The following is a 25980-nucleotide window of genomic DNA, read 5'->3' on the forward strand; positions in this document are numbered from 1 at the left end:
TCTCTACTCATCGGAGAGTTCCATGAAGTACCAGAAAGACGCCGCCGCGATCATCGCGGCGGTCGGCGGCGACGAGAACATCGCCTCCCTCTACCACTGCGTCACCCGACTGCGCTTCGGCCTGAAGGACAACGCCAAGGCCGACCAGGGCGCGCTCCAGGCGATCGCGCCCGTGATGGGCGTGAACGACGCCGGCACGCAGTACCAGGTGATCGTCGGCAACGACGTCCCCGACGTGTACCGCGCCATCGTGGCCGAGCTGCCGCGCCTGGCCAGCGCCGAGACGGTCGACGGATCGGGCGCAGGCGCAGCATCCGGAGCCGGGTCCGACGCGAAAGCCGACGGCAACCTGGCCAAGCGCACCTTCGCCCGCTTCCTCGACTTCATCTCGGGCACCTTCGCGCCGATCCTGCCCGCCATCGCCGGCGCGGGTCTGCTGAAGGGTGTGCTCGCCCTGATCAACGCCTTCGGCTGGGTCGACCCCACCTCGCAGACCTTCCTGATCTTCTCGGCCATCGCGGATGCGGTGTTCTTCTTCCTGCCCGTCATCGTGGCCATCTCGGCCGCGCGCAAGCTCGGCGCGAACCCCTACGTCGCCGGCTCGCTCGGCGCGATCCTGGTCTACCCGGCCCTCGGCACGCTGCTCGGCGCCGGTGACCCGGTGGCCCTGTTCGGCATCCCGGTGACGGCGGTGACGTACTCGTACTCGGTCATCCCGGTGCTGCTCGGCGTGTACCTGATGTCGTGGGTGGAGCGGGGCTTCACCGCGATCATCCCGAGCTTCCTCAAGCTCACCTTCGTGCCGATGCTCACGCTCGTCATCGTGGCCCCGATCACCCTGATCGCCCTCGGCCCGCTCGGCACCTTCATCGGCAACGGCGTCGCCGGCGGCATCAACTGGGCCCTCGACAACGGCGGGGCGCCCGCGGGCTTCGTGATCGGGGCGCTGCTGCCGCTGATCATCATGACCGGCATGCACTACACGCTGGTGCCGTTCATCCTGCAGAACCTGGCCACGCTCGGCTACGACAAGTTCCTGCCGCTCACCTACGTGCAGACCTTCGCCACCGCCGGCGCCGTGTTCGGCGTGTTCCTCCGCGCGAGGAACAAGCAGGTCAAGGCGCTCTCGCTCTCCACCACCTTCACCGCACTGATGGGCGTCACCGAGCCCGCCCTCTACGGTCTCGCGCTGCCGCTGCGCCGGCCGCTGATCGCATCGATGGCGGGCGCCGGCGTGGGCGGGGCGATCTCGCTCGGCCTCGGCGTCAAGGCCTACGTGCTCGCCGGCAACGGCGGACTCCCGGGCCTCCCCGGCCTCGTCGGCGAGACCTTCGTGTGGGCGATCGTCGGCATCGTGGTGGCGTTCATCGTGTCGACCGTGGTGTCGATGATCCTCGGCATCGACGAGTCGATCCTGGCGCGCACCGCCGAAAACGCGCCGGCCGCTGCGGCTGCCCCGGTCGCGGCGACGACGGATGCCACGGCCGCGGTCTCCGGTTCGACCGCCCGCGCAGCATCCGGAACCCTCCCCGTCCCCACCGGCACCGTCCTCGGCGAGATCGTCTCCTCCCCCATGACCGGCGAGCTCGTGTCGCTCGACGACGTGCCCGACGCCACCTTCTCCAAGCGCATCGTCGGTGACGGCACCGCGATCCGCCCCACCGACGGCCGGGTCACCTCGCCCGTCGACGGCGAGGTCGTGACGGTGTTCCCCACCAAGCACGCCGTCGCCGTGCGCAGCGACTCGGGCGTCGAGGTGCTCATCCACGTGGGCCTGGACACCGTCAACCTGAAGGGCGCGGGCTTCACCTCGCACGTGGCCGTCGGCGACCGGGTCTCCACCGGCGACCTGCCGCTCGACGTCGACCTCGCCGCGATCGCCACGACGAACGACACCCTGACCGTGATCGTGATCACCAACTCCGGCGACTACGCGGTCGACCCCGGCACCACTGGGCCGGTGCGCTCCGGCGACGCGCTCATCCGCGTGACCCGCGCCGCCCGCACCACCGAGGGAGCCGCCGTATGACCGCCGACGACACCACCACCACCCCAAGCGGCACCGTCGCCGGCGGCTCCGCCTCCATCGCCACCGACCCCAGCCCGGCCGGCGCCACCGGCCCGTTCCCCGAGGGCTTCCTCTGGGGAACGGCCTTCGCCGCCAACCAGGTCGAGGGCGGCTTCGACCAGGGCGGCAAGGGCCTCTCGCAGGCCGACGTCATCCCCTTCCGCACCGCTCGTGACTACGTCGACATCAGCGCGCTGATGAAGGCGACGGATGCGACGATCGCCGAGGCGGTCGCCACCCCGGGCTCGGCCCGCTACCCCAAACGCTCGGCCAGCGACTTCTACCACCACTGGGAGGGCGACGTCGATCTCTTCGCCGAGCTCGGCCTGAAGGCGCTGCGGATGTCGATCGCCTGGTCGCGCATCTTCCCGAACGGCGACGACGCGGAGCCCAACGAGGAGGGCCTGCTGTTCTACGAGCGCCTCTTCACGCGGCTGCGCGAGAAGGGCATCGAACCGGTCGTCACGATGTCGCACTACGAGATGCCGCTGCACCTCGTGACCGAGTACGGCGGCTGGACGAACCGCGCGGTGGTGGGCTTCTTCGAGCGCTACGCCCGCACGCTCGTGACGCGCTACCGCGGTCTCGTGCGCTACTGGCTGACGTTCAACGAGATCAACACGACCATCATCGAGCCCTACACGGGCGGCGGGGTGATCGAGCGCGAGCCGGCGCCCGGTGTCGACCCGCGCCAGGCCGGCTACCAGGCGCTGCACCACCAGTTCGTGGCGAGCGCGCTGGCCGTGCGGCTGGTGCACCAGCTGGATCCCGACGCGCAGGTGGGCTGCATGCTCGCGCGGATGGCGCACTACCCCGCCTCCAGCGACCCGGCCGACATCGTGAAGGCGCAGTTCGACAACAACCTGAACCTGTTCCACACCGATGTGCAGGTGCGCGGCCGCTACTCGGGAACGGTGCGCCGCTTCTGGCGCGACCAGGGCATCCGGGTGGTCATGGAGCCGGGCGACGAGGAGTTGCTGGCGGCGAACACCGTCGGCTTCCTCTCGTTCAGCTACTACATGAGCCTGGTCTCGTCGGTCTCGCCCGAGAAGTACGGGGCCACCGGCGGCAATCTGTTCAGCACCATCAAGAACCCGCACCTGCCCACCACCGAGTGGGGCTGGCACTTCGATCCGGAGGGCCTGCGGTACGTGCTGAACGACCTGTGGGACCGCTACCAGGTGCCGCTGTTCATCGTGGAGAACGGTCTCGGGGCCACGGATGTGCTGGAGGGTTCCGCTCCGGATGCCGCCACCGGAGCATCCGACACCCGTCGCGTGCACGACGACTACCGCATCGACTACTTCGTGCAGCACCTGCGCCAGGTGCGCGAGGCGATCGCCGACGGCGTGCAGCTCATGGGGTACACGGCGTGGGGCGGCCTGGACATCGTGAGCGCCTCGACCTCGCAGATGACCAAGCGGTACGGCGTGATCTACGTCGACGCGGACGACGCCGGCCACGGCAGCTACGACCGCGTGCGCAAGGACAGCTTCTTCTGGTACCAGGAGCTGGTGTCCTCGAACGGGGCCGTGCTGGACGGCCCGGTGCCGCCCGCGCCCGCGCCGGCTGCTGCTCCCGCGGTGCCTACGGCCTGAGGCCCAGGCGGTCGGCGACCCGTCCCATCGCATCCGCGAAGGCGACTTCGGCGCCGGCCGCCGCCCCTCCCGAGAGGTTCACACCCACCACCCCGTCGACCTCGAGCAGCTGCTCGCAGAGCCGGGTGACGGCATCCATGCCTTCGGCGAACGGATCGGCGGCGTGCAGGATGCGGTCGAGGTAGCCCTCGGGCAGCACGAGCGTGGTGAACGTCTTCAACAGCCCGGCGCTGCCGGCGTCGACCACCATCGGTACGCACGGGATGAAGCCGGGCGAGACGCCGAGCTCGCGCACCTCGTCGATGAACCGGCGCACCGGCTCGACACCGCCCGCGTGATTGACGAAGCAGAGGTCGGCGCCTGCCAGCACCTTCTCGTGCAGGCGGGCCGCTCTCTTCTGCTGCGGCGGCGTGGTGGGCGACTCGCCCACCGACACGAGATGGCCGGACTGACGGGCGAGGGCGGCGATCTGGGTGGAGTCCAGATCGAAGACGGGCAGAGCATCCGGCCGGTCGCCCGTGGCGGTGTGGTCGCCCGTCACGCAGTGCACGCCGGCCACGCCCACCTCGGCCAGGCCCGCGAGCTCGCCCTCGAGGGCGACGCGATTGCGGTCGCGGGCGTTCAGCCCGGACCACACCGGCAGGCCGGCCTCCTGGATGAGATGCGCGCGGTAGCTGGGCGAGAACTGCACGCGACTGCGCCCGGAGTCGCCGGCGAGCGTCGCATCTGCCCGGCCGGCGAGCGCCTGGGCGCAGTCCCGCAGCGAGGCGCGGTCGACGGATCGGCCCGGGAAGTCGGCGATCACCACGGGCCCGGCCGCCATCCTCGCGCGCATGGCGGCGGCGCCCCCGTGCGGCGCAACCGGGAACTCGTGCGCATCGCCGAGGTGGTGCACCTCGACCGAGGCGCCGGAGTGGGTGGCGGGGCGCTCGCCCGTCCGCGCCACCGAGTGGAGCTCGGGCGACAGCAGGTTCGGTGCGATCCCGTGCCAGCGCACGGTCGGGGTCTCGAGGAACACGCAGCGGAAGTCGCCCACCTCGCAGGTGCCGTCGAAGTCGACGCCCCCGCACGGCCCGTACTCCATGTGCTTGGGGCAGCCGGCGCGCTCGGAGGCGGTGACGTTCATCCGCACATGGTAGCGGCGGGGTGTGTCAGCGAGATTTCGCGTCGAGTCTTCTTTGCGGGCGCCTGGGTGCTGCGGATGTCGCGCGCCGGGGTTCAGGCCGGGCGCGACATCCGGTGGTCGCTCCGCTCAGTTCGCCGTGACGAGTTCGTGCCTCCAGGCCTGACCCGCCTGGCCGAAGACCTCCATGCGCTCGGCGACGATCGCCTGCATCGCCGCACGGCCGCGCTTCTCGTAGAGCGCCGGGTCGACGTTGATCCCGTCCTCCGCGAGGTAGCTGCGCACCGCGGCGGCGAAGGCCATGTGCGAGTCCATGCCCTGGTTGATCTTGCGCACGCCGAGTTTGGTCGAGCGCGCCTTCTCGGCCTCGGGCACACCCCACGACTCCGGCAGCGTGCCCCCGTGCGCGTTGATCACCGCTCGGAGATCTGCCGGCAGGGACGACGAGCCGTGCATCACCAGGTGGGTGTCGGGAACACGCGAGGCGATCTCGACGATGAGGTCCATGTGCAGCACCGAGCCGTCGGGCGGGCTGGTGAACTTGTACGCGCCGTGGGAGGTGCCGATGGCCACCGCCAGAGCATCCACGTCCGTCGCTTCGACGAAGGCGGCGGCCTCGTCGGGGTCGGCGAGAACGATCTCCTTGTGGGCACCGCCGTCTTCCGAGCCGCCGATGGTTCCGAGCTCGCCTTCGACGGAGACACCGCGGGCGTGCGCGTAGTCGGTGGTCTTCTTGGTGATCGCGACGTTCTCCTCGAAGGTGGAGTGCGTCATGCGGTCGGCGGCGAGGCTGCCGTCGATCATCACGCTCGTGAAGCCGGCCTCGATGGCGCGCACGCAGTCCTCGTAGCTCGGCCCGTGATCCAGGTGCAGCACGACGGGCACGTCGGGGTAGTCGTCGATGCCGTTGCGCAGCGCCTTCCAGAAGAACTCGTCGCTGCGATGCGCGGAGGCCCCGACGATCGTCTGCACGATGACCGGGGACTTGGTCGCCCGGGCCGCGTCGAGCACCGCTTCGGCCTGCACGAGATCGGTGACATTGAACGCCCCGACGCCGTATCCGCCCTCGCGAGCCGCGTCGAGCGCCTGACGCAATGTGATGAGTGCCACTGTTCCTACTCCTTCGTGTGGAAGCTGCACGTCGCCGGACCGGATCTGGCCGATCTTTCTGACAACGATAGACAGAATGTCTGTGACGATGCTAGCGTACCGAGTCATCAGGCACCATCGCCGTCGAAGGAGACGCGTCAGAATGACCATTCCCCTGCTGCTGGGTATCGACATCGGCACCTCGCGCATCAAGGCCAACCTCATCGACCCCCAGGGGCGATCCGTGGCCATCGGGAGTGCCCTCACGCCGTTCCGCACCACCCCCGACGGCGTCGAGATGACGGCCGGCGCTTTCCTCTCCGCGGTTCGGGAAGCCGTGCAATCACTGGGATCGCGGCTCTCCGAGGTGCGTGCGGTGGGCATCGCGAGCATGGGAGAGACCGGCACCCTGGTCACCCCGGACGGGCCGGGCGCACTGCCCCTGATCGCCTGGCACGACAAGCGCGGCGAAGAGGTCGTCGAGGCACTCCGGACGGCCTTCGGCGACGCGGGCATCCGCAGCAAGACCGGCCGGGAGGGCCGCACCGTCACGAGCATCGCGAAGCTCGGCTGGCTGGGCGCACGGGGAGCCGAGCTGGAGGGCACCTGGCTCGGTGTGGCCGGGCTCGTCGCCTGGCGGCTCACCGGCGGGTTCGGCCAGGAGGCCTCGCTCGCGGCCACGAGTGGCGCCTACGATCCCTATTCCGGCAGCTACGACGCCGACGTGCTCGCCGTGGCCGGCGTGAGCGACGCGGTCTGGACCGAGCCGTTCGTGGCCGGCACCCCCGTCGGTACCGTGCACGGCGAGGGGTCCCGCTGGTCGGGTATACCCGTCGGCGCCGTCGTCACCATCGCGGGCCACGATCATCCGGTCGGCGTGCTCGGAGCGGGCGGCACTCCGAACGAGGTGATCGATTCGATGGGCACCGGAGAGCCGATCGTCGCCGCCTGGACGCCCGGGCCGGATCGCGCGTTCCATCCCGAGATCGCCGGCTCCGGAGACGGCCACATCACGGTGTCTCGCTGGCCCGGAACCGACCGCCTGATGCTGCTCTGGGAGACCCTGCGTCCCGGCATGGGTCTGGCGACTCTCCTACAATCACTGGGATCGGACCGCCTCGAACTCGAGAACGCCGCGACGCGGCGCGACCAGGTCGAGCCCGTCTCGGCCTCGGCCATCGCCCGTCTCGAGTCGGGGATCCTGCCCCCCGCACTCGACCTGTCCGACCCGGTCGGCGCCTGGGTCTCGGTACTCGAGGGCTACGCGCTGCTCGCCGCGCAGGGCGAGGCGTCGATCCGCGGGCTCACCGGCACGCAAGGCCCGATCATCCTGATCGGCGGAGGCCTGCGCTCGCCACGCTGGGTCGAGGCCAAGCGCCGCCGGGCCACGCATCCGGTGCTCGCGGCCCGCGAGCCGGAGGCGGTCTCCCGAGGCGCCGCCCTGCTCGCCGGTGTCGCGGCCGGGTGGTGGGACCCGTCGTGCTACCCGCCCGCCGACATCGATCCCGTCGTCGAACTGCTGTCTCCCGTGGGGCCGGCAGCCGGAGGTACGCCCTCATGACGATAACGATGCGGCGACACATTTCCTGCTCGGATGTCCACGATCTTGACAACGGTGTCAGAAAAGCTACTCTGTGGACTGTGGATGACAAGGATGCACCTGCCCTGAGCGACCCGCTGAACCCGAGCGGGCTGCGTAAGCCCTCGCGCTTGGTCGACATCGCGAAGCACGCCGGTGTCTCGTCGAAGACCGTGTCGCGCGTGCTGAACAACGAGCCGTACGTCACCGCCGCGATGCGCGAGCGCGTCACCCGCTCCGTCAACGAGCTCGGCTACGTCGGCGACGCCGCCGCCAGCGGTCTGCGCTCCAAGAAGTCGGGGTTCATCGGCCTCATCATCCCGGATGTGCGCAACGGCTTCTTCGCCCTGCTCACCCGGGCGATCGAGGAGCGGCTCTCGCCGAGCAGCCCCACGCTCCTGCTCGGCGACTCCGACGAAGAGCAGGCCCAGGAGGAGCGATACCTCCGCACCTTCCGCCAGCAGCGCGTCGACGGGCTGATCGTGCTGCCGTGCGGTGCGCCCAGCCTCCCGGATGCGGTGATGGAGATCCCCACCGTCATCGTCGACCGCACCGTGCCCTCGGTGCGCGGCAAGGCCGACCACGTGATGGCGAGCAACCGCAAGGCGGCCGAGACCCTCGTGGCGCACATGGTCAACCACCACGGCATGAAGCAGGTGGCGATCGTGGCCGGCGACCTCTCGATCTCCAACGTGCGCGAACGCCAGACGGGTTACAGCCGCATCCTGAAGCAGGCAGGGCTGGAGACGTTCATCACCAACGGGCACACCACGCCCGACGATGCCGCCGCCGGCGCCTATGCGCTCTTCCGAACGCTCACTCCCCCGTTCGGCGTGTTCACCACCAACAACCGGATGTTCTGGGGCGCGATGGCCGCGATCGCCCGGCTCGGCCTGCGCATCCCGAAAGACGTCATCGTCACCACCATCGACTCGATCGGCGAGGCGACCGTGACGGGCCTCCAGCCCACCCAGGCGGTGGTCCCGGTCTCGACGGTGGCCGCCCGGGCGATGCAGCTGCTGCAGGAGCGGATCAGCGATCCGACCCTGCCTCCCCGCACCGTCACGGTCGACCTCGACATCGAGTACGGCACGACCTGCGGATGCGTCCCGCTCTCGACCTCACCGTTGATGGTGGGCACGGCCCCGCCACGATGATCCACCCGGCCACCTGACCCCGAGAACCTCCGCCCGGCGTGACGCCGCCGTGTGGCAGCACCACAAGAAGACAACCGAACACACCAAGCCGGTCGCGGCTGCACCAGTCGAATGAAACAGCCGCGACCGACCCTGCGTCGAACGCCGAAAAGCGAAACCCACCCCACGCAAGTCACCACTCAAAGGAGAGATGAGACGATGAATAAGCTCACCCGTCAGCGCACCATCCGCACGGCTGCTACCGCAGCAGTGTCGATTCTAGCGGTCAGTCTGGCCGGATGCTCGGCCGGCACCACTGCGTCGAGCACCGACGGCGGTGACAGCGCCGCACCCCGTGTGGCATTCGTGATCAAGCCGCTGGACAACACCTACTTCGGTGCCATGGCGAAAGGCGCCCAGCAGGCGGCCGACGACGCGGGGATCGACCTCACCGTGGTCGCCGCCGAGAACGTCACCGACGACTCGGGCCAGGCCAACAAGCTCAACTCGCTCGTCACCGCGGGCTACGACTGCTACGTGGTGAACCCCACCAGCCAGACCAACCTGCTCACCTCGCTCGTCCCGGTGTCGCAGGCCGGCACCCCGATCGTGAACCTCGATCTGCCCATCGACCTCGACGCGGCGAAGGACGCCGGGGTGACGGTCACCACCTACGTGGGCACCAACAACGAGACCGCGGGCGCAGCCGGCGGCGAGGCCATGATGAATCTCGTCGCCGCCGACAGCCAGGTGGCCATCATCGGCGGTCTCGTCGGAGACCCCGGCAACATCGCTCGCCTCAAGGGCTTCGAGGACTCGGTCGACGGCACCCTGACCGTGACGCAGACGGTGGCCGCCGACTTCGACAAGGCGAAGGCCAAGAGCGCCGCCGCCACCATCCTCCGCGCGAACCCCGACATCAAGGGCTTCTTCACCCCGTCCGGCGACATGGCCATGGGCATCCAGCAGGCGGTCGAGGAGGAGGGCATGAAGGGCAAGGTCGCGGTGGTCGGCATCGACGGAACCGAAGACCAACTGAAGGACATCGTGGCCGGCGGCCAGCCCGCCGCGATCGAGCAGTTCCCCTACCTGATGGGCGTGCAGTCGGTTCAGGCCTGCGAGGCCGCGATCTCCGGCAAGACCATCCCGGAGACGGTCGAGACCCCTGTCCTGATCGTCACCTCGGAGAACGCCGAGGCGGCCCTGGAAGCGCTGCCCGCGCCGCCGGCCGGCTTCGACGTGCCGAACCCGTTCGAGTGATCCGCATCCGAACCCGCGCGACCACTCACTGAACACGCTTCGAACAGACATCGATTAGACGGGATCATCACCGATGACCGCTGAAACACGAACACCCCTGCTTCCCGCACGCCGGTCCGGCCGCGTGAAGGGGCTGGCGAAGAGATTCGGAACCGAGGAGGTGTGGGCGAAGGCCACCGCACCGGTGGCGCTGCTCGCCATCGTCATCCTGTTCTCGATCGCCTCGCCGCGCTTCTTCACCGCCGCCAACCTGAGCGGGATGCTGGCGGACTCGACGATCCCCGTCGTCCTCGCGCTGGGGGCCACCTTCGCGGTGGCCCTCGCCGGGATCGATCTCTCCCTGGCGGCCACCGTCGCCCTCGGCAGCGTGACCATGGGTCTGGCCTACCAGCAGGGCTGGCCGCTCATCGTCTGCGTGCTGGTCGCCATCGCGACCGGCGTCGCCGTCGGCGCCTTCAACGGTGTCTTCGTCGGCTGGGTGAGGATCCCCGACTTCATCGTGACGCTCGGAACACTGAGCCTCGTGATGGGACTGGCCCTCATCCTGTCGACGGGCGTTCCCGTGCAGATGCGGGAGCCCGCGCTCACCTTCATCAGCACGCAGTCGCTGTTCGGCATCCGGTACAACATCCTGATCGCGATCGGGATCGCGGTGATCCTGCACGTCGTGCTGTTCCACACGCGGTTCGGCACGCATCTGCTCGCCGTGGGCGACAACGCCGACGCGGCCAAGGCGATGGGCCTGAAGGTCGCTCGCATCAAGCTCGCCGGCTACATGCTCTGCGGCACGATGGGCGGGGTCGCGGCGGTGCTGCTCACCTCGTACATCGGTTCGAGCCAGCCGGCCGCGAACACCGACTACCTGCTCAAGGCGATCGCCGCGGTCGTGCTCGGCGGCGTCAGCCTCTTCGGTGGTCGCGCCACCATCATCGGCCCCGTGCTCGGCGCCATCCTGCTCACGTTCCTCCAGTCGGGCCTGACCCTGCTGGGCGTGAGCGCCTTCTACTCCCCCCTAGTCATCGGCATCGTCGTGATCGCCGCCGCCACACTCATGAGAGGCCGCAAATGACGGACAACACCCGCTCCCGCAGCTCGTTCGACAACGGCGCGACCGGCGCCGGCGACATCAAGGTCGAAGTCCGCGACGTCGAGAAGCTCTTCGGCAGCATCGTCGCCCTCCGCGGTGCCAACCTCACGGTGCGCAAAGGCGAGGTCACGGCCATCGTCGGCGACAACGGTGCGGGCAAGTCGACCCTCGTGAAGTGCCTCACCGGGCTCTACGTTCCGGATGGCGGCGAGATCATCATCGACGGCGAGGTCGCCCACTTCCGCAACCCGGACGACGCCCGCGAGGGCGGGATCGAGACCGTCTACCAGGATCTCGCGCTCTCCGACCAGCTCTCCGTCTGGCAGAACATGTTCATGAGCCGCGAGCTCGTGCGCCGCGTCGGCCCGTTCAAGTTCCTGCGCCGCAAGGAGATGAAGAAGCAGGCCAAGACCCTGGTGGAGGATCTCGCCGTCACCGTGCCGTCCATCACCAACTCGGTGAAGCGGCTGTCGGGCGGCCAGCGCCAGGCCGTGGCGATCGCGCGCGGCGTGATGTGGGCCAAGGGGATGATCATCCTCGACGAGCCGACCGCCGCGCTCGGGCTGCGCGAGACCGCTCAGGTGGAGGCGCTGATCAAGCGCACCGTCGACCAGGGACAGACCGTTCTCATCGTGTCGCACAATTTCGAGCAGGTGAAGCGGCTCTCCTCGCAGGTCTGGGTGATGCGCGCCGGCCAGGTGGTCGGCGGCACCCGCACCGTCGACGTCACCAACGAGGAGCTGGTGGGCATGGTGACCGGAGCGATCCAGCTGGCGGGTTAGGCCTCGGCCGGGGAGGGTACGGCTCACCCGCGGACGAACGAGCGTGTGGCCCACCCGCGCGCGTTTAGGCTGGAGCAGCGACATCACCCCGACCTCTGGAGCCGCCATGACACTTCCATACGACCTCGCGATCCGTGCCCGATCGGTGTTCGTCGACGGGGAGTGGAGAGAGGCCACCATCGCGGTGCGCGAGGGCGTGGTGGCGGCGATCGCCGAGTACGACGAAGAGGTGCCGGCGCACCAGACCGTCACCCTTCCCGACGGCCAGGTGCTCGTGCCCGGCATCGTCGACACGCACGTGCACGTCAACGAGCCGGGCCGCACCGAGTGGGAGGGGTTCACCACCGCCACGCGGGCCGCGGCCGCGGGCGGGGTCACCACCATCGTCGACATGCCGCTGAACAGCATCCCGCCCACCACGACGGTCGACGGGCTGGCGGTGAAGCGCGAGGCGGCGGCTCCGCAGGCGAGCGTCGACGTGGGGTTCTGGGGCGGGGCGATCCCGTCCAGCCTCGGAGCGCTCGAGCCGCTCTGGAACGAGGGTGTGTTCGGGTTCAAGGCCTTCCTCTCCCCCTCGGGCGTCGACGAGTTCCCGCATCTCTCCTCCGCGCAACTGCGCGCCGCGCTCGAGGAGATCGCCGGCTTCGGCGGCCTGCTGATCGTGCACGCCGAAGACCCGGAGGTGCTCGACGAGGCACCGGCCGACGGCGGGCCCGACTACCTCGCCTTCGTCGCCTCGCGCCCCGAGCTCGCCGAAGAGGATGCCATCGCGCACGTCATCGAGGGCGTGCGGGCCACGGGGGCGCGGGCGCACATCCTTCACCTGTCCAGCGGCCGGGCCCTTGCGCAGATCCGGGCGGCGAAGGCCGAGGGGCTGCCGCTCACGGTCGAGACCTGCCCGCACTACCTCAGCTTCGCGGCCGAGCACATCCCCGACGGCGCGACGCAGTTCAAGTGCTGCCCGCCGATCCGCGACGAAGGCAACCGCGATCTGCTCTGGGAGGCGCTGCTCGACGGCACGATCGACCTGATCGCCTCCGACCACTCGCCGTCGACGGCCGAGCTGAAGTTCGCGGGCGACGGCGACTTCCAGGAGGCCTGGGGCGGCATCTCGGGGCTGCAGCTGGCGTTCCCCGCGGTCTGGACGGCGGCGCGCGAGCGCGGCATCCCGCTCGAGCGCGTGCTCGGCTGGATGGCGGTGAACACGTCCGCCCTCGTGGGGCTCGGCGAGCGGAAGGGGTCGATCGCCCTCGGCGCCGACGCCGATCTCGTCGCGTTCGCCCCCGAGGAGTCGTTCGCCGTGCACGCCGAGACCCTCGAGCACAAGAACAAGGTCACGGCCTACGACGGGCGTACTCTGCACGGCGTGGTGCACACCACCTGGCTCGCCGGATCGGTCGTGCACGTGCTCGGCGCCGCCGATCCCGCGCGCCTCCCCCAGGGCCGGCTGCTGGTGCGTTCCAGCGACTGAGTCCGTACGTAAATTGGACGTAAATTCCGGATGCCGGGGGCCGCATCCGCTCTTCCGGCCTGCCTGCAGACACCAGACTGGAGGCGCGCGCACCCGCACCGTCCCGTCGCGCAGTGAGTAGGAGAGCATGGCAATCGTCCTCGGCCCGCACCAGTACGGCAAGGCGGAGAACCGCATCGTGCGGATCTACCGCGACTCGCCCCGGCACGAGATCCACGACGTCAACGTCTCCACCGCCCTCCGCGGCTCCTTCGACGCCGCGCACCTGGTCGGCGACCAGAGCTCGGTGCTCCCCACCGACACGCAGAAGCAGACCGCCTACTCCTACGCGAAGGAGAAGGGCCTCACCTCGATCGAGTCCTACGGCCTCACCCTGGCGCGGCACTTCGTCGACGACGTCGAGCCCGTCTCCGGCGCCCGGATCGAGATCGAGGAGTACGCCTGGGAGCGTGCCGTGGTCGGCGGCTCGGAGCACGACTTCACCTTCGTGCGCAAGGGCCAGGAGGTGCGCACGGCCGCCATCACGATCGAGGGCAAGGGCTCCGAGCAGCAGACCTGGATCATCGGCGGTTTCAAGGAGCTGGTGCTGCTGAAGACCACCGGGAGCGAGTTCAGCGACTTCCTCGAAGACTCGTACACGCTGCTGCAGCCCACGAACGACCGCATCATGGCCACCTCCCTGGTGGCGCAGTGGCGCTTCACCTCCCCCGACGGCAGCTGGGCCGACCTCGACTGGGAGGCCACCTACACCGGCATCAAGCAGACGATGATCGAGGTGTTCGCCACCCTGCACTCGCTCGCCTTGCAGCAGACCCTCTACGAGATGGGCAAGGCCGTGCTCGAGGCCTACCCCTTCCTGGCCGAGATCCGGATGTCGGCGCCGAACAAGCACCACTTCCTCTACGACCTCTCCCCCTTCGGTGTCGCCAACGACAACGAGGTCTTCAACGCCGACGACCGCCCCTACGGCCTCATCCAGGCCTCGGTCCTCCGTGACGACGCGCCCCCCGCCGGCCCGGCCTGGACCATCGCCGGCGGCTTCGCCTAGCCGCCGAACGCCCCTCGCCGCCCGCGGGCACTGATGCCTCACCCACCCCCGTCCGGTTCAAAAAGCTGCAAATAACGCAGACCGACCCCGTATACGGCCCCGCTCTGCCTGATTTGCAGCCTTTTCGAACCGCACCCACCCCGCCCGTCCGGTTGCAGAGCCCTCTTTCGAGCGCCCGGTCGCAGTCCCCCGTCCTAGCGCCCAGTCTCAGAGCCCAGTTCGAACGGCCAGTCTCAGGCCATAATCGACGACCCAGAGTGAGGGCATGGCCGCGTCAGCGACCGCACCCGAACATGTCGCCTCGCGCCGGGCGGGGACCGGCGCGACCACGAGAGGCCCCTCGCCGCAGGCGAGAGGCCTCTCGTGCGACAAACACAGCTCAGCTGCCGCGGTAGGTGGAGTACGCGAAGGGGCTGAGCAGCAGGGGCACGTGGTAGTGCGCGGCCGTGTCGTGCAGCTGGAAGGTGATCTGCACCTCCGGGTAGAAGGCGTTCACCTCCTGCTCGGCGAAGTAGGTGGCCGTGTCGAAGCTCACGCGGTACCGCCCGGCGGCGAGCTCGACCGGACCGAGCGCGTTCACGCGCCCGTCCGCGTCCGTCTCCGCCGCCCCGATCATCACCCAGTTGCCCACCTCGTCGTGCTCGAGGATCACCGGAACCCCGGCCGCGGGCCTGCCGATGGTGGAGTCCAGAACGTGGGTGGTGACGTGGCTGCGCTCGGTACCGGATGCTGCGGCGGCGTTCATGTGGGCTCCCGGGGTGGTGGGGTCGGTGGAGTTCAGGCGGGGTAGAGCTGCTGGAGGCGGAGCATCGTGATGTCGTGGAGTTCGGATGCCACGGTGGCGGCTTCTGCGGCATCGTCGAGCTCGAGGCGGCGGGTGAGTTCCACGAGGATCTCGGCTCGATCGCGGCCGGCGGCACGGATGAGGAACACGCGGTCGAAGCGCGCCTCGTAGGCCGCGTTGCCGGCGGCGATGGCCTCGGCCAGGCCCGCGTCGGAGGCCTCGGCGGCCGACTGCTCCGAGCGGCTGAAGGCCTGTGAGCGCCCCTCACCGGTGGCGCGCTCACCGATGCGCGGATGGTGCGCGAGGGCGGCGTCGACCTCGGCCGGGGTCAGCGACGATGCCACGCGGTCGGCAAGAGCGAGCAGCTCGGCGTTCGACCCGAACGGGGCCGCAGCCGCCACCTCGTCGGCGAACCGGTCGACGCCGAGGCACGAGAAGAGCGCCCCCCGAAGGCCGGCGACCGTGGCCGAGCGAACGTCCGATCCGTCTGGGGCTGCAGTGGGTTCCGCCATGATTCCAGCTTAGGGCGGCGCTCGAGTGCGGGACTCCTACGATGAGGTCATGAGCATCCGTCCCACCCGTGATGCGGCTCCGGATGCCGTCGGCATACTGCTCGCCGCCGGTGCCGGTCGACGGATGGGCACGCCGAAGGCGCTCGTGATCGACGACGATGGCGAACCGTGGCTAGCGCGCGGCGTGCGGGTGCTGCGCGAGGGCGGCTGCGAGCGGGTCGTCGTGGTGCTCGGTGCCGCACCGGAGGCGGAATCGCTGATACCCGCCGATCTCCGCGCCCGCGTCACGGTGACGATCGCCGACGAGTGGGCGCGGGGCCAGAGCGCTTCGCTTCGCGCGGGGATCCGCGCGGTACAGGCCGAGCCGGGGTTCGCCGCCCTCGTCTCCCTGGTCGACCTGCCCGGATTGCGAGCGCCCGCGGTGCGGCGTGTGCTGGCGGCCGCGCGGGGTTCCGCCCAACCGAGCCCGGCATCGGCCCTCCTCCAGGCGGCCTACGACGGCCGGCCCGGGCATCCGGTGTTCCTGGGCGCGGCGCACCTCGCGCCGCTGCTCAAGCACCTGCACGGCGACACCGGAGCCCGCCCCTATCTGCTGGCACACGACGTGCGGATCGTCGACTGCACCGACCTCGGTGGTGGCGACGACGTGGATACGCCGGGCTGAGCATCCGCAGCGATTTCGTTGCATTCCGGAAGTATCGTCGGCACGACGGCGTTGACTGAAGGCATGACAGCTACAGGACTCACCACCATCGGACTCGTCGGCGCCGGCAACATCGGCAGTCAGCTCGCGCGCCTCGCGGTCGCGCACGGCTACCGCGTCGTCATCAGCAACTCGCGCGGTCCCGAGACGCTCGCCGACCTCGTCGCCGAACTCGGCCCCCAGGCCTACGCCGCCACGGCTGCCGAGGCCGCTGCCGCCGGCGACCTCGTGGTGGTCACGGTGCCGCTCAAGAACTACCGCCAGGTGCCCGCCGCTCCTCTGGCCGGCAAGCTCGTGATCGACACGAACAACTACTACTTCGAGCGCGACGGCCGCATCCCCGAGCTCGACGAGGGGCGCACCACAGTCTCCGAGATGCTGCAGGCGCACGCGCCCGAGGCCACCGTCGTCAAGGCCTTCAACAACATCATGGCCGCCGACCTGACGACCAGCGGATCGCCTGCGGGTACCGACGATCGCCGCGCCCTCCCGATCGCCGGCGACGACGCCGCCGCGAAGGCCACGGTCACCACCCTGCTCGACGAGTTCGGCTTCGACGCCGTCGACGCCGGCCCCCTCTCCGAAGGCTGGCGCTTCGAGCGCGACCGCCCGGCGTATGTGGTGCGCATGAACGCGACGGAAGCCGTGGCCAAGCTCGCCGAGGCAGCGCGATAGAGGAAAGAGTGCTGGCCGGCGCCGGGCTGGTGCTAGCTGCCGGTCGCGCCGGGCTTCGCTCGGCGTGACCGGGCGGCGCCGGTCCCTGCCCGGCGCCGGGCGACATGTGAGCGCGCGGTCGAACGACCCGGCCTGCGGTCGGGACGTTCGGCCACACGCTCACCTTGGGTCGGCGAGTACGGCCTGAGACTTCGGGTGCCGTCCCGCAGCTTCACCGGCGCGACCCGCACCAAACTACAGCTCTAGTTCACCGAGAGCGTCGTAGAGGCCGTTGATCGCGGCTATGCGGGTTCGGGAGTCGCGGGGGCGCGCGGCCAAGGTGTTCGAGGAGAGCACGTTCACGACGCTCATGGCGCTGGCGTAGCTGTCCAGGGGCGAGACGCTGTCGATGGGGCACTCGATCCAGACCGCGGCGAACTCCGAGTAGCGGCGGGCCGAGGGGTCGCCGATCAGGATGATCGGCACACCTTGCGCGGCGATCCCGGCCACGAGCCGTCCGAAGCCCGAGGTGCGCCGCCGGAAGGCGAACACCACGGCCACGTCGCGCGCATCCCGCTCCGCGAACTCCTCGGCGATCGTCTGCCCCGGCTGCGGCGCCAGGTGCACGCCGGCGCGGCCCTGCGCGAGCTGCTCGCGCAGGTGCAGTGCGAGGGCGAAGTTGTTGCGCAGGCCCACCACGGTCACGCTGCGACTGCGCACCAGCAGCTCGGTCGCCTGCTCGAGCCGCTGCGGACCGAGCGCATCCAGGCAGCGCCGCAGGTTCTCCACCTCGCGCACGAGATGCGCCGACAGATCAGCGGATGCCCCGGGCGAGGATCCCCCCACCGGAACGCCGAGCGACCGCAGCGAGCGGGCGTGCTCCCGCACCTCCTGGGCGTTCTCGAAGCCGAGCCGGCGGAACAGCCGCGACACCGTCGCCTTCGACACACCGCTGCGCTGCGCGAGCTCGGTTCCCGAGTAGATCGCCAGGTCGCTGAGGTGGTCGAGGATGAAGTCGGCCGCCCGCTGCTCCTGCGGCGACAGCTCGCCGTACGAGCGGTCGATCCGCTGGCCGATGTTCATCGAGGCGCCCGCGGCGGCTTCGATGGTCATGACCTCGCCAGTGCCAGCACGGCCTGCTCGAAGGCGTCGATCGTGGCCGCCACATCGGATGCCGTCACCCGCTCCTCGGGATTGTGGCTCACGCCGCCCTCGCAGCGCACGAACAGCATCCCGATCTCGGCGATCTCGGCGATCGCCATGGCGTCGTGGCCGGCCTTGGAGAACAGCGACATCGGTCGCCGGTCGCCGGTCGAGCGGATGCCCTCGGCGATCACGCCGCGCAGCCGCGCACTGCACACCGCGGCGGGCGCCGAGTGCGTCTCGACGCTCTCCCAGCGCAGCCGGCGCTGCCGGCAGATGTCCGACAGCATGTCTTGGATGACCGTCCAGATGCGGTCGCGCTCACTGTCGTACTCACCGCGCAGGTCGAGGCTGAACTCGACCTTGCCCGGGATGACGTTCACCGCATCCGGGAACACCTCGAGGTGCCCCACGGTTGCAATGAGCTGAGCGGATCGCGCGATCCGCTCGATGGCGATGATCGCATCCGCGGCCCCGGCGAGCGCGTCGCGGCGTCGCTCGTACGGGGTGCCGGAGTGCCCGGCGCGGCCGATCACCGTCACCAGGAAGCGGCGGGCGCCGGCGATCGAGGAGACGATGCCGAGCGCCTTGTTCTCGTCTTCGAGGTACGGCCCCTGCTCGATGTGGGCCTCGAGGTAGCCCACGAAGTCCGAGCGCTTGCGGGCGGCGTCGCCGATCGTCGAGGGGTCGAGCCCCCACTCCACGAAGGCCTCGCGCAGGGTCACGCCGTCTTCGCCGCGGAGCTCCCACCAGGCGTCGTCCCAGGTTCCTGCGTAGGCGCGGCTGCCGAGCAGGGCCCGGCCGAAGCGGGTGCCCTCTTCGTCGGCGAAGGCGACGACCTCCACCGCGAACGGCAGGGTCGCGGCGCGCCCGGAGGCGTGAAGCCGCTCCACCACGGCGATCGCGGTCAGCACGCCCAGGATGCCGTCGTACTTTCCCGCCGAGGGCACGGTGTCGAGGTGGCTGCCGAGCAGCAGCGCCGGCAGGCCGGGTGTCGCACCCTCGAGCCGGCCGCAGAGGTTGCCGGCCGCATCCTGCCAGGTGCTCATGCCGGCGGCACGCATCCACTCGGCGGCGATGGCGTTGACCTCGGCGTGCTCCTTCGAGAGGTACACGCGCTCGATCAGCCCGTCGGGCAGGGAGCTGTGCGTAGCCAGCTCCTCGCAGCGGGCGAGGAGTGTTTCCGCGGTGGTCGTCGCGGGCACCTCGGGCACCTCGACGGCGGCCATCAGGCCACCGACCCGTCGCTGTACACGTCGTACGCGGCTCCGACTCCTCCGCCGGCCGTGACGGATGCCCCCTGCCGCCGCAGCACCTGCTCGAGCGAGGCGAGCGTCGTGAGCACGGCATCCTTGCGCGCGTTGTAGCCCATGGTGCCGATGCGCCAGACCTTGCCGTGCAGCGGCCCGAACGAGGTGCCGATCTCGATCCCGAAGTCTTCCAGCAGTTCGCCGCGAACGGCATCGCCGTTCACACCCGAGGGGATGCGTACCGCGACGACGTTGTTCATCTTCACGGCGAGATCCCCGAACACCTCGAGACCGAGCCCTTGCACGCCGGCCAGCATGGCCGCGCCGTGCAGGCGGTGCCGCTCGACGGCCGCATCCAGCCCCTCCTCCACCAACAGCCGGGCGCACTCGCGCGCGCCGTAGAGCATGGTGGTGGCCTCGGTGTGGTGGTTCAGGCGCTTCTCGCCCCAGTAGTCGAAGATCATGGCCAGGTCGAAATAGTTCGAACGGATGCGCGACTCGCGGATCTCGGACGAGTCGCCGGCGATGCCCGCCTCGATGCTCTTGCGGCTCTCGATCACGGCCACCGCCTTCGCGGAGAAGGTGGCGGGAGCCGATCCGGAGGGCCCGCCGAGGCACTTCTGCAGCCCGGCGGTCACGGCGTCCAGACCGAGGGCATCCGTGTCGAAGGCGTTGCCGGCGAGGCTCGCGGTGACATCGGTGTAGAACAGCACACCGTGCTTCTCGCACAGCTCGCCGAGCCCCTCGAGCGGCTGCGCCACCGTCGTGCTCGTGTCGCCGTGCACGACCGCCAGCAGGGCCGGCTTGGTGCGGATGACGGCCTCCTCGATCTCGGCCACCGTGAACACGGTGCCCCACTCGCGCTCGATCACGTGCACCTCGGCGCCCGCCCGCTCGGCGATCTCGCGCAGCAGGTGCCCGAAGCGGCCGAAGACCGGAACGAGCACACGGTCGCCCGGCGAGACCAGCGAGACGATGGCCGCCTCGATGCCGGCCCGGCTGGTGCCGTCGATCAGGAGGGTCTGCTCGTTGGCGGTCTTGAAGACCTCGCGGTACAGCCCCATGGTCTCGGTCATGTAGGCGGTCATCGCCGGGTCGTACTGACCCACCAGCTGCGCCGACATGGCGCGCAGCACGCGGGGGTCGGCGTTGATCGGGCCGGGGCCCATCAGAAGGCGAGGCGGCGGGTTGATCGGCTGGCTGATGATGTCGTCTCCTCGCGGGGATGGTCCGAAAAGTTTGTTTCTTCGCCACCAGTCTACGAAACGGACGTTTCACGCGTGTTTCGGCAGGGCGGCATCCAGAGCCCCTCACCGAACGATGGTCGCGTGCGAGTTTTCCTCAGTTTCTGGTAGTCTCTCCGGTCATGCCCACCACGATTACGAGGCTGCCGTCCCTCGACGGCCTGCGCGGGCTCGCCGCGCTCACGGTGGTGCTCGGGCATGCCCGCCTGATCCTGCTGGCCGACCCCGCGCTCGCCTTGCCGGGCCTGCATCAGCTCTCCGAGGGCGTGGGCACGGTCGGCAACAAGGCGGTCTGGCTGTTCTTCGTGCTCTCCGGGCTCGTGCTCACCCGCTTCGCCACCGGTCGGCCCGGTTTCGACTACGGCGCCTATCTGTTGTCGCGCCTCGCCCGGTTGTATATCCCGGTGTGGGCGGCGCTGGCGTTCACGGCGCTCAGCATCCTGATCGTGCCGCGCGCCGCGAACCTGGGCCTCGGGCAGTGGATCGACGCTCACCCGCCCGGCATCACACCGGCCGGGCTGGTCGCCGACGCCACCCTGGTCGCGGGCACCAGCGGCACGCTCTCCCCGCTCTGGACCTTGCAGTGGGAGGTGCTGTTCTCGCTGCTGCTCGTGCTGTACATCACCGTGCTGCGGCGCGTGCCGCCGGTCGCCGGGGTCGGACTGGGGATCGCCCTGGCGACGCTCGGCGCGTGCATCGGCTCGGAGATCCTGCTCTATCTGCCGATGTTCGCGATCGGAGTCGCGCTCGCGCTCGGCTGGCCGCGGCTGAGCGCGCTCGCTCGCCGGCTCCGTAGCAAGGGCGGGCGACGGATACGGGACCACCCGACACCAACCACGCCGTCGGGCTCCACCCCGATTCCAACGCTGGCCGCCACGTTCGTCATGGCCGCCGGGATCGCCCTGGCGGTCGCGTTGTGCTCGCTCGGATCGATCCTCCGCGGCAGCGGGCTCGATGCCGGCTGGCTCACCATCGTCGACACGGCATCCGCTCTGGCCGGGGTCACGCTCGTCGTGGTTCTGGTGGGCCTGGCCCCGGTGCTGATCAGAGTGTTCACGAGTCGCCCGCTGCACTGGCTCGGCGCGATCTCGTTCAGCATCTACCTCGTGCACGAGCCGATTCTGGTCGGTGCGGTGCGACTGTTCGGCACGGCACCCAGCACGGTGCTGATCGCGCTGCTGCTCTGCTTTCCCGCCGCCGCCCTGTTCGCGCGCTTCGTCGAGCGCCCCGCTCATCGCTTCTCGCAGTCGCTTCGCCGCAGCCCTGCGCCGACCCGGCAGGATATCCCGCTTTCGGCACCCCAGAACGGCACGAGCTGACGGGTCGGGCGCGGGGCTGCGGCGACCCGGCAGAGATCCCCGCTTTCGGCACCCCAGAACGGCACGAGCTGACGGGTCGGCGCAGGCGGCCTGACGCGCCTCAGGAGCGCAGGGCCTCCGCGAGGCGCGCGGCCACGTCGATGAGGGCGAGGTCGGATCCGCGCGGGCCGACGAGGCAGAGGCCGAGCGGGGCGCGGCCGCCCGGAGCGGGCACCGAGAGCACGGGGGCCGAGACGGCGGGGTATCCTCCCGTGCCGGCGACCGAGGTCATCCGCAGAGTTGCCGCTCGCACGTCCGCAATCGACTCGGCGGGCGCGTTCAGCGCAGGTGCCGCCGACGAGGCCGAAGGAAGCAGCAGGATGCGCCCGCCGAGCACGGAGTCGAGCCGGGCGCGGGCCTCGGCCAGGTGGGCGCGCCCGGCGGCCTCGGCGTCGGCATCCACCGAGGAGGCCACGTCGAATCGCTCGGCGATGTCCGGTCCGAGCACGCCGGGGTGCGTGGTGATCCAGGACCCGTGCTCACGCCAGGCCTCGGCGGCCTGCACCGTCCGGAAGGCGGCGAACACCGCGTCGAGGTCGCCGAGGTCGACCAGCTCGATCGCACCGAAGAGCTCCAACGATCGAGGTCCCTCGACGAGCCCGGTGAAGGCGGCGCTCACCGCGGCGTCGCAGCCCTGGAGCAGGGCCGGGTCGACCACGTATCGCGCGTCGAGCACGGCACCCGGGCCACCGGATGCCTCATCCCTCGTGTCCCCGGAGCCCGCACTCGCACCAGACCCCGCACGCATACCGGACCCCGCACCCGTAGCCACACCCGCACCCTCACCGGACCCTGCACCCGCACTCGCGCCGGAGCCCGCACGCGCGCCCGAGCCCGAACCCGCACTCGCGCCCACATCCGCGCTCACACCCGAGCGCGCATCCGTTGCGCTCGCGACTCCGGCCACGGCCGTCGCTCCGGGCGCGCCCGCGAACGACGCCTCCGCGGCCGCCCGCAGTGCGGCCGCCGATCGCGTCAGCCAGCCGATGCTGTCGAAGCTCGGTGCGAGCGGCAGCAGACCGTCGGCGCTCACCGCGCCGTGCGAGGTGCGAAGACCCCAGAGACCGTTGTACGAGGCCGGCACCCGGATCGAGCCCGCGGTGTCGGTCGCCAACCCGATCGTGGCCTGGCCGAGGGCGACCGCGGCCGCCGGCCCGCTCGAGGATCCTCCGGAGATCGCCCCGGGCACCGCCGCGTTCGGCGGGGTGCCGTAGTGCACGTTGCGCCCGGCGATGCTGTAGGCGAACTCGTCGGTCTGGGCGATGCCCTGCAGGGCGGCTCCCCCTGCCCGAAGGGCGGCCACCGCCGCGGCGTCCTGCGTCTGCACCGGCGCCTCGGCGAGGTACTGCGGGATGCCGGCGCCGATGGCGAAGCCCGCCACCGCGTAGAGGTCTTTCACCGCCACCGTCATGCCCTCGAGCGCACGCGGCTCGGCGCCGTCGGAATCCTCCCCCGCACCGGCGGTGCTCATGGGCAGCGCCGGCACCAGCGGCACCCCGGCCACCCGCCACACCGATCCGTTGATCGCCGGCGGCGCTCCGTGCACGTGCGCGGCGGAGATCACCCACGCCCCGTCCCGACGCTCCCACAGCTGGGTCTGCAGACCCGAGCCGCCCTTCACCGGAGCGCTCACCGACACGATCAGCACCGCCTCCGGGCCGATCACCCGCAGGTGCACCTCGGTGATCACCCGCGGCGGCAGGCCCCCACGCAGCCCCCGGAACGCGCTGATCCGGTCGTGCCCCACGAGCAGCCCCGCGGCATCGCCCCGCAGAGTCGACGGCCCCGGCGCGAACGAGCGGTCGAGCACCTCGAGGTCGTTGGACATCAGAGCGCTCTCGTAGGCACGGAAGGCGGACAGCAGCTCGTCGAGGGCCGCCGGCTCCAGCGCGCCGTCGATCGTGGTCACTCCGGCCGGGATGGCGTGCTCGGGCATGGCGGTTTCTCTCCTGGTCCTGGCGACCGATGGTCGCATCCTGTGGTCGTCTTCGGCGTTCGACGGCTCCGCGGCGCAGTCGTTCAGCGCGCTGCGCTCGAGCGCACCCCCGCGAAGTCCGACACCCGGATGCGTGCGTGCACGCCCTTCACGATGTCGACGACCTGCGAGATGTTGAAGTCGGTGGCGGCGCTGAGGTAGGCGTAGGCGAGCGTGCGGTCCATGCCGTAGCGCGCCTCCAGCAGCGCGAGCGCGGCGCGCACGCAGTTCTGCACGGCCACGTCGAGGTCTTCGTCCATGCCGGTGGGCACCAAGAACTCGCTCGTCTCGGCCATCGGTCCGGCGATCGCACCGAACTCGGTCTCGGCATCCGATCGCGTGAGCAGGTCGAACCGCACGGTCACCCGCAGCGAGGCCTCCATCGCGGTCAGAGCCACCTCGCCGTCGCCCTGGGCGAAGTGCGGGTCGCCCACGTAGGCGAGCGCCCCGGGCACCTGCACGGGAAGGTACAGCGCCGATCCGACGGTCAGCACGTTGATGTCGATGTTGCCGCCGTGGGCTCCCGGCGGCACCGAGTGCGGGCGCTGGTCGCCCGACACCGCCACCCCCATGATGCCGAGGAACGGCGCGAGCGGAAAGCGCACGACGGGCTCGCCGCCGGGCACCAGCGGAAGGGCGCCGATGCGGGTGCCCTCGAGCGTGTCGAGCACCTCGGCGAACACGCTCACGGTGTCGGGGCCGAGCGGAAGCTCGCCCACCAGCGCGCCCTTGCCGTGCCGGTTCGAGATGACGCCGTAGGGCACACGCGGGGTGGTCTCCAGCACGGTCATCTTGAGCAGGTCGCCCGGACGCGCGCCACGGATCGCGATCGGGCCCGTGACCACGTGCGGCCCGTCCGAGGCGTGACGCGGGTAATCGGATGCCGCCAGCCCGATCGCGTCCGAGAGCACGAAGTCGCGCTCGATGCCGTGCCCCGCGAAGAACGCCGCCGGATTCCGCCCCTGGTCTTCCAGGATGCCCTCGTGGCTGATGGTGTCGATCGTCACCTCGGTGCCGGGATCGATCTCGAGCACCGCGCGGTCGCTCGCGCAGGGCAGCCGGCCCCAGAGCACGTTGTCGCGGGTCGCCGCGAGGTATTCGGTGGCGCGGATCTCCCCCGCGCCGGGCTGCAGTGCGGCCGACATCGACATCCGGTCTCCCTCCTTCACGTGCTGTCGGCGCAACAGGGCGTTCCGTAGGCGCGCCGACAACCCGAGAGTAGCGCCCGTTTGCACGGGCCCCGACCGAGCGGCTACCGTTTCAGGGCAGTGTCGGCACGGCCGCGCGGGATCTTTCCGGGATCCATCCGGAATCGTCGCGGAAATCTTTTACATGGCGGAAACGTGCATCGGCTTTGATTCACACAACTCATCGACGGGAACGACAGTGCTCACCAGACTCCGCGCCAAGCGCGACAACCTGCACCTCGGGCTGATGCTCGCCCTCACCTTCTCCACCGGGGTCGTGGATGCGGTGGGCTACCTGGGCCTGGACAAGGTGTTCGCCGGCAACATGACCGGCAACGTCGTCATCCTCGGCATGGCCCTCGCCGGGGCCGACGACCTGCCCTGGGTCGGCCCGCTGCTCGCGCTGTTCGCCTTCATGCTCGGCGCCGTCATCGGCGGCCGGGTGCTGCGCCCCGTCAAGGCCGGCTGGGCAACGCGCACCACCTGGCTCTTCGCCGTCGTCGGCGCCGTGCTCGCCGGGCTCGCGATCGCCCTCTTCGTGATGAACGGCAAGCCGCCGCAGCCCTGGGAGCTCATCATCACGGTCTTCCTCGCCACGGCGATGGGGCTGCAGGCGGCCACGGCCCGGCACATCGCGGTGAAGGACGTCACCACCGTGGTGGTCACCTCGACGATCACCGGATTCGCGGCCGACTCGCGGCTCGCCGGCGGCAAGGGCCAGCCCTGGTTCCGCCGGGCGGCCGCGATCGTGCTGATCGCCGCGGGCGCCGGCGTGGGCGCCCTCCTGCTCATGCTGCACATCGGGTGGGGCGTGGCCGTCGCGGCCCTCATCACGCTGATCGCCGCCCTGCTCGGCCACATCGCCGCCCACGTGAAGCACACCCCCGCGCCGGCATCCGCCCCGGCCCCGGCCGAGACCGCCGCCTGAG

General features: G+C 70.4%; 22 protein-coding genes. 13 read left to right on the forward strand and 9 right to left on the reverse strand.

What is annotated here, in order from left to right; translation table 11 throughout:
- Positions 1–22 precede the first annotated feature (22 nt).
- Positions 23–2029: a beta-glucoside-specific PTS transporter subunit IIABC gene (locus Q0D75_RS04600; RefSeq protein ID WP_291049907.1), complete on the forward strand. Its 2007-nt coding sequence runs from the start codon at positions 23–25 to the stop codon at positions 2027–2029.
- Complete coding sequence (locus Q0D75_RS04605; protein ID WP_291049909.1) at positions 2026–3666, forward strand: glycoside hydrolase family 1 protein; 1641 nt, start codon at positions 2026–2028, stop codon at positions 3664–3666. The genes Q0D75_RS04600 and Q0D75_RS04605 overlap by 4 nt, the downstream gene beginning before the upstream one ends.
- Here the strand turns inward: Q0D75_RS04605 and Q0D75_RS04610 are convergent.
- Positions 3656–4792 (reverse strand): methylenetetrahydrofolate reductase C-terminal domain-containing protein, encoded by a 1137-nt coding sequence (locus Q0D75_RS04610; protein ID WP_291049911.1) that lies wholly within the window; start codon positions 4790–4792, stop codon positions 3656–3658. The two genes, Q0D75_RS04605 and Q0D75_RS04610, sit on opposite strands and share 11 nt — an antisense overlap.
- A gap of 126 nt (positions 4793–4918) precedes the next feature.
- On the reverse strand, positions 4919–5899 hold the full coding sequence (locus Q0D75_RS04615; RefSeq protein ID WP_291049912.1) for a ketose-bisphosphate aldolase: 981 nt from the start codon (positions 5897–5899) through the stop codon (positions 4919–4921).
- A gap of 142 nt (positions 5900–6041) precedes the next feature.
- Between Q0D75_RS04615 and Q0D75_RS04620 the strand changes: the two genes are divergently transcribed.
- The 7 genes from Q0D75_RS04620 (at position 6042) to pucL (ending at position 14241) form a co-directional block, all read left to right on the forward strand.
- Positions 6042–7439, forward strand: a complete 1398-nt coding sequence (locus Q0D75_RS04620; protein ID WP_291049914.1) for an FGGY family carbohydrate kinase — start codon at positions 6042–6044, stop codon at positions 7437–7439.
- 80 nt (positions 7440–7519) lie between these two features.
- Positions 7520–8614 (forward strand): LacI family DNA-binding transcriptional regulator, encoded by a 1095-nt coding sequence (locus Q0D75_RS04625; RefSeq protein WP_291049916.1) that lies wholly within the window; start codon positions 7520–7522, stop codon positions 8612–8614.
- Positions 8615–8812: 198 nt separating this feature from the next.
- On the forward strand, positions 8813–9853 hold the full coding sequence (locus tag Q0D75_RS04630; protein WP_291049918.1) for a substrate-binding domain-containing protein: 1041 nt from the start codon (positions 8813–8815) through the stop codon (positions 9851–9853).
- A gap of 73 nt (positions 9854–9926) precedes the next feature.
- On the forward strand, positions 9927–10922 hold the full coding sequence (locus Q0D75_RS04635; protein ID WP_291049920.1) for an ABC transporter permease: 996 nt from the start codon (positions 9927–9929) through the stop codon (positions 10920–10922).
- The gene (locus tag Q0D75_RS04640) at positions 10919–11722 is read left to right on the forward strand and encodes an ATP-binding cassette domain-containing protein (RefSeq protein WP_291049922.1); all 804 of its coding nucleotides are present in this window, start codon (positions 10919–10921) and stop codon (positions 11720–11722) included. Before Q0D75_RS04635 ends, Q0D75_RS04640 begins: the two co-directional genes overlap by 4 nt.
- 106 nt (positions 11723–11828) lie before the next feature.
- A complete protein-coding gene (gene allB / locus Q0D75_RS04645; protein ID WP_291049924.1) occupies positions 11829–13193 on the forward strand; it encodes an allantoinase AllB in 1365 nt (454 codons plus the stop codon).
- Between the two features lie 127 nt (positions 13194–13320).
- Positions 13321–14241 (forward strand): factor-independent urate hydroxylase, encoded by a 921-nt coding sequence (gene pucL / locus Q0D75_RS04650; RefSeq protein ID WP_291049926.1) that lies wholly within the window; start codon positions 13321–13323, stop codon positions 14239–14241.
- Between the two features lie 379 nt (positions 14242–14620).
- On the opposite strand, the gene uraH is transcribed toward pucL, so the two are convergent.
- Together uraH and Q0D75_RS04660 are read right to left on the reverse strand one after the other, a co-directional pair.
- Complete coding sequence (gene uraH / locus Q0D75_RS04655; RefSeq protein WP_291049927.1) at positions 14621–14986, reverse strand: hydroxyisourate hydrolase; 366 nt, start codon at positions 14984–14986, stop codon at positions 14621–14623.
- Between the two features lie 32 nt (positions 14987–15018).
- Positions 15019–15537, reverse strand: coding sequence for a 2-oxo-4-hydroxy-4-carboxy-5-ureidoimidazoline decarboxylase (locus Q0D75_RS04660; RefSeq protein ID WP_291049928.1), 519 nt, complete (start codon positions 15535–15537; stop codon positions 15019–15021).
- A gap of 49 nt (positions 15538–15586) precedes the next feature.
- Here Q0D75_RS04660 and Q0D75_RS04665 point away from each other — a divergent pair, with 49 nt between their 5' ends.
- Together Q0D75_RS04665 and Q0D75_RS04670 are read left to right on the forward strand one after the other, a co-directional pair.
- Positions 15587–16201 carry a nucleotidyltransferase family protein gene (locus Q0D75_RS04665; protein ID WP_291049930.1) on the forward strand — a complete coding sequence of 205 codons (615 nt, stop codon included), beginning with the start codon at positions 15587–15589 and terminating at the stop codon, positions 16199–16201.
- A 63-nt stretch (positions 16202–16264) separates the two neighbouring features.
- Complete coding sequence (locus Q0D75_RS04670; protein ID WP_291049932.1) at positions 16265–16915, forward strand: NAD(P)-binding domain-containing protein; 651 nt, start codon at positions 16265–16267, stop codon at positions 16913–16915.
- A 234-nt stretch (positions 16916–17149) separates the two neighbouring features.
- On the opposite strand, the gene Q0D75_RS04675 is transcribed toward Q0D75_RS04670, so the two are convergent.
- Genes Q0D75_RS04675 through Q0D75_RS04685 form a run of 3 tightly spaced genes read right to left on the reverse strand, consistent with a single transcriptional unit; the run spans position 17150 to position 20456 of the window.
- The gene (locus Q0D75_RS04675) at positions 17150–18007 is read right to left on the reverse strand and encodes a MurR/RpiR family transcriptional regulator (RefSeq protein WP_291049934.1); all 858 of its coding nucleotides are present in this window, start codon (positions 18005–18007) and stop codon (positions 17150–17152) included.
- On the reverse strand, positions 18004–19266 hold the full coding sequence (locus tag Q0D75_RS04680) for an allantoate amidohydrolase (RefSeq protein WP_291049936.1): 1263 nt from the start codon (positions 19264–19266) through the stop codon (positions 18004–18006). Before Q0D75_RS04680 ends, Q0D75_RS04675 begins: the two co-directional genes overlap by 4 nt.
- Positions 19266–20456: an alanine--glyoxylate aminotransferase family protein gene (locus tag Q0D75_RS04685; protein WP_291049938.1), complete on the reverse strand. Its 1191-nt coding sequence runs from the start codon at positions 20454–20456 to the stop codon at positions 19266–19268. The genes Q0D75_RS04680 and Q0D75_RS04685 overlap by 1 nt, the downstream gene beginning before the upstream one ends.
- 197 nt (positions 20457–20653) lie before the next feature.
- On the opposite strand from Q0D75_RS04685, the gene Q0D75_RS04690 reads away from it, so the two are divergent.
- The gene (locus Q0D75_RS04690; protein ID WP_291049940.1) at positions 20654–21850 is read left to right on the forward strand and encodes an acyltransferase; all 1197 of its coding nucleotides are present in this window, start codon (positions 20654–20656) and stop codon (positions 21848–21850) included.
- A 100-nt stretch (positions 21851–21950) separates the two neighbouring features.
- Here Q0D75_RS04690 and Q0D75_RS04695 read toward each other — a convergent pair whose 3' ends face one another.
- Together Q0D75_RS04695 and Q0D75_RS04700 are read right to left on the reverse strand one after the other, a co-directional pair.
- A complete protein-coding gene (locus Q0D75_RS04695; protein WP_291049942.1) occupies positions 21951–23825 on the reverse strand; it encodes an AtzH-like domain-containing protein in 1875 nt (624 codons plus the stop codon).
- Between the two features lie 83 nt (positions 23826–23908).
- A complete protein-coding gene (locus Q0D75_RS04700; RefSeq protein WP_291049944.1) occupies positions 23909–25015 on the reverse strand; it encodes an acetamidase/formamidase family protein in 1107 nt (368 codons plus the stop codon).
- A 235-nt stretch (positions 25016–25250) separates the two neighbouring features.
- On the opposite strand from Q0D75_RS04700, the gene Q0D75_RS04705 reads away from it, so the two are divergent.
- A complete protein-coding gene (locus Q0D75_RS04705; protein ID WP_291049946.1) occupies positions 25251–25979 on the forward strand; it encodes a YoaK family protein in 729 nt (242 codons plus the stop codon).
- The last annotated feature ends 1 nt before the right edge of the window (position 25980 follow it).

Origin of the sequence: Herbiconiux sp., from assembly GCF_023264855.1 — a bacterium.
Lineage (GTDB): Bacteria > Actinomycetota > Actinomycetes > Actinomycetales > Microbacteriaceae > Herbiconiux.

Coding starts and splice junctions, on each gene's coding strand:
- pucL (WP_291049926.1), top strand. CDS start 13,321: ATGGCAATCGTCCTCGGCCCGCACCAGTACGGCAAGGCGGAGAACCGC.
- Q0D75_RS04695 (WP_291049942.1), bottom strand. CDS start 23,825: ATGCCCGAGCACGCCATCCCGGCCGGAGTGACCACGATCGACGGCGCG.
- Q0D75_RS04685 (WP_291049938.1), bottom strand. CDS start 20,456: ATGGGCCCCGGCCCGATCAACGCCGACCCCCGCGTGCTGCGCGCCATG.
- Q0D75_RS04665 (WP_291049930.1), top strand. CDS start 15,587: ATGAGCATCCGTCCCACCCGTGATGCGGCTCCGGATGCCGTCGGCATA.
- Q0D75_RS04600 (WP_291049907.1), top strand. CDS start 23: ATGAAGTACCAGAAAGACGCCGCCGCGATCATCGCGGCGGTCGGCGGC.
- Q0D75_RS04620 (WP_291049914.1), top strand. CDS start 6,042: ATGACCATTCCCCTGCTGCTGGGTATCGACATCGGCACCTCGCGCATC.
- Q0D75_RS04630 (WP_291049918.1), top strand. CDS start 8,813: ATGAATAAGCTCACCCGTCAGCGCACCATCCGCACGGCTGCTACCGCA.
- Q0D75_RS04640 (WP_291049922.1), top strand. CDS start 10,919: ATGACGGACAACACCCGCTCCCGCAGCTCGTTCGACAACGGCGCGACC.
- Q0D75_RS04700 (WP_291049944.1), bottom strand. CDS start 25,015: ATGTCGATGTCGGCCGCACTGCAGCCCGGCGCGGGGGAGATCCGCGCC.
- Q0D75_RS04635 (WP_291049920.1), top strand. CDS start 9,927: ATGACCGCTGAAACACGAACACCCCTGCTTCCCGCACGCCGGTCCGGC.
- Q0D75_RS04610 (WP_291049911.1), bottom strand. CDS start 4,792: ATGAACGTCACCGCCTCCGAGCGCGCCGGCTGCCCCAAGCACATGGAG.
- uraH (WP_291049927.1), bottom strand. CDS start 14,986: ATGAACGCCGCCGCAGCATCCGGTACCGAGCGCAGCCACGTCACCACC.
- Q0D75_RS04605 (WP_291049909.1), top strand. CDS start 2,026: ATGACCGCCGACGACACCACCACCACCCCAAGCGGCACCGTCGCCGGC.
- Q0D75_RS04675 (WP_291049934.1), bottom strand. CDS start 18,007: ATGACCATCGAAGCCGCCGCGGGCGCCTCGATGAACATCGGCCAGCGG.
- Q0D75_RS04690 (WP_291049940.1), top strand. CDS start 20,654: ATGCCCACCACGATTACGAGGCTGCCGTCCCTCGACGGCCTGCGCGGG.
- Q0D75_RS04680 (WP_291049936.1), bottom strand. CDS start 19,266: ATGGCCGCCGTCGAGGTGCCCGAGGTGCCCGCGACGACCACCGCGGAA.
- Q0D75_RS04660 (WP_291049928.1), bottom strand. CDS start 15,537: ATGGCGGAACCCACTGCAGCCCCAGACGGATCGGACGTTCGCTCGGCC.
- allB (WP_291049924.1), top strand. CDS start 11,829: ATGACACTTCCATACGACCTCGCGATCCGTGCCCGATCGGTGTTCGTC.
- Q0D75_RS04670 (WP_291049932.1), top strand. CDS start 16,265: ATGACAGCTACAGGACTCACCACCATCGGACTCGTCGGCGCCGGCAAC.